This window comes from Parasphingorhabdus sp. (assembly GCF_036964675.1).
GTDB lineage: Bacteria > Pseudomonadota > Alphaproteobacteria > Sphingomonadales > Sphingomonadaceae > Parasphingorhabdus.
This window is the reverse complement of sequence record NZ_JBALTF010000136.1, coordinates 1-1912: the sequence shown is the minus strand read 5'-3', so window position 1 is coordinate 1912 and position 1912 is coordinate 1. Positions and strand designations below refer to the sequence as shown.

Sequence of the window (1912 nt, the reverse complement as noted above, 5' to 3'; positions counted from 1 at the left end):
CAGACAGGAAGGCCTTCCACATTGGATATGACGGAAATGCTAAACGCTATGATTAACTGGAATTAACAAGAAATAGTTCGAATTTGCTGCTTGGCCTTTTCAGCTGCGCGCCTGCTTCCGAGATTATGGTGACGTTGCGTAATTCCACCGTAATTCCGTAATTCGGATCGGTATCACCCCGATTGTCCGCATCAATGCGCCAACTGCTATACAAATTTTTAATCTTCCATCGCAGCATGTGTTAAGGAGGCAATCGCAATATCAGATGTAAGCTTCGCGAAGGTTCGAGTAGATTGACCCGATATCATATTCCGTTTTTTCACCAAATCGACGGCAGGTTCCTTTGCCCGATTCTTTTGCGTCGTAAAGAGCCCGATCAGCCCGAAGGCGCAGTTCCATTGTCGTCCCCGCATCTTCAGGTATGCAGGCATAACCAACACTTACCCTTAGGCCAACCGAGGTTTCCGGACCGATACTAATCAACTCGCTGGCGATCACATTCACGAGGGTTACGGCAATTGCCCTGAATTCATCGACCTCACGATTGCACAATATGATCATGAATTCGTCACCCCCCATCCGCGCGACAAGGTCGTCCTCACCGACAACATCCTGAATACGTCGCGCGACTTCCACCAGCACCCGGTCTCCAGCACCGTGGCCATGAGTATCATTAATAGCCTTAAAGCCGTCGAGATCCAGCGAAAGCAAAGCCATTGTACGGTCATGTTGAGGCGAGAAACGAGCGAGTTGTTCATCCATGCCTTGTCGATTGAGTAACGATGTAAGGCTGTCATGGGTGGCGAGACGATGGTTTTCCTCTTTTGCGAAAAGCGTGTCCAACATGGCATCATGAAGCGTTGCAATGATCTGCATCACGCCCAGCAGAAATGGAGGGGTCAGAACGAGAATCAGGGATAGCCAAGGCTCGCTTGACATAACCGCGCCGGCGGCAAAAGGGAGGTCGCAAAGCAGCACCATGAGAATGGCAAAGCGGGGTGCGGCGTAGTTTCGTGCGCAAAGTGGCCCTATGAGCGCCATCGCCAAAGTGGCTGAAAGAACTTGAAGTACGGGATCATCTCCGGACAATATTATGAAAGCGGAAACTCCCTGAAGAGTACACCAGGCGATGGACAATGACGCAGACACGGTAATATTCCGGTAACCGGCGATTTCGGCTCGGCGTTTCCCATAGTTCCATTCGATTAGCCGGAACATCGATATCGCCAGATCGACCATGATCAATGCCGCGAAAATATTTTCGCCGCTTTTCCAGAAAGCGGCACCCAGCACCAATATCGAGCATAGCGAACCCATGAGCGCAGCGCCCATCGATCCCATTAGCTGGGCAAGCAGATAGCTCCGGATTTCAGGGCTTGCGGGATGTCGCGGAGCGAACAGCCATGCCAATTTATCCGACACAACTCCCCTGGCCGATGGATTGGCTGTGGTCGTGAACATCAATCCATGATGCAAGAATAATGTTGCTAAACCATTAAGAATCTGGAGCAACAATATATACTTAAAAGGATACCAAGCGAACTGCGCCCTTCAACACACTGGCCTCACCATCGATCATGGCATTGGCTATGTCGCAGGCTGGCTGAGCGGCAAACTCCTCTGGCTGACTGACCCTACCACTGTTGATGTCAGGTCAATGTTGTCGTTGCGGAAAAATCCGCAACGACGGTGACGGTGTACTTTATGCCAAGATCTGTAATGAAATAATATACTCGGCTTTTCGCCGGACTCGGCCTGCCGCCTAAGCGGAATTGCGCTCGCTGAGCCCCGCGCGATAGCGCCGACTACCCGCAACCGTGCGTCCGTCGAGCAGCGATATCTCGAAGTCGCCGGATCGCGTCGGCGTCAGCGCGGCGACTTTTGTGCGGTTGACCAGCCGCGACCGGTGCAC

2 protein-coding genes are annotated in these 1912 nt (G+C 52.1%); both read right to left on the bottom strand.

The features are described 5' to 3' along the window. Positions 1-261: 261 nt before the first annotated feature. Positions 262-1512, bottom strand: coding sequence for a GGDEF domain-containing protein (locus V7665_RS13540; RefSeq protein ID WP_335665061.1), 1251 nt, complete (start codon positions 1510-1512; stop codon positions 262-264). A gap of 250 nt (positions 1513-1762) precedes the next feature. After that, positions 1763-1912 carry a LytTR family DNA-binding domain-containing protein gene (locus V7665_RS13955; RefSeq protein WP_442955233.1) on the bottom strand — a complete coding sequence of 50 codons (150 nt, stop codon included), beginning with the start codon at positions 1910-1912 and terminating at the stop codon, positions 1763-1765.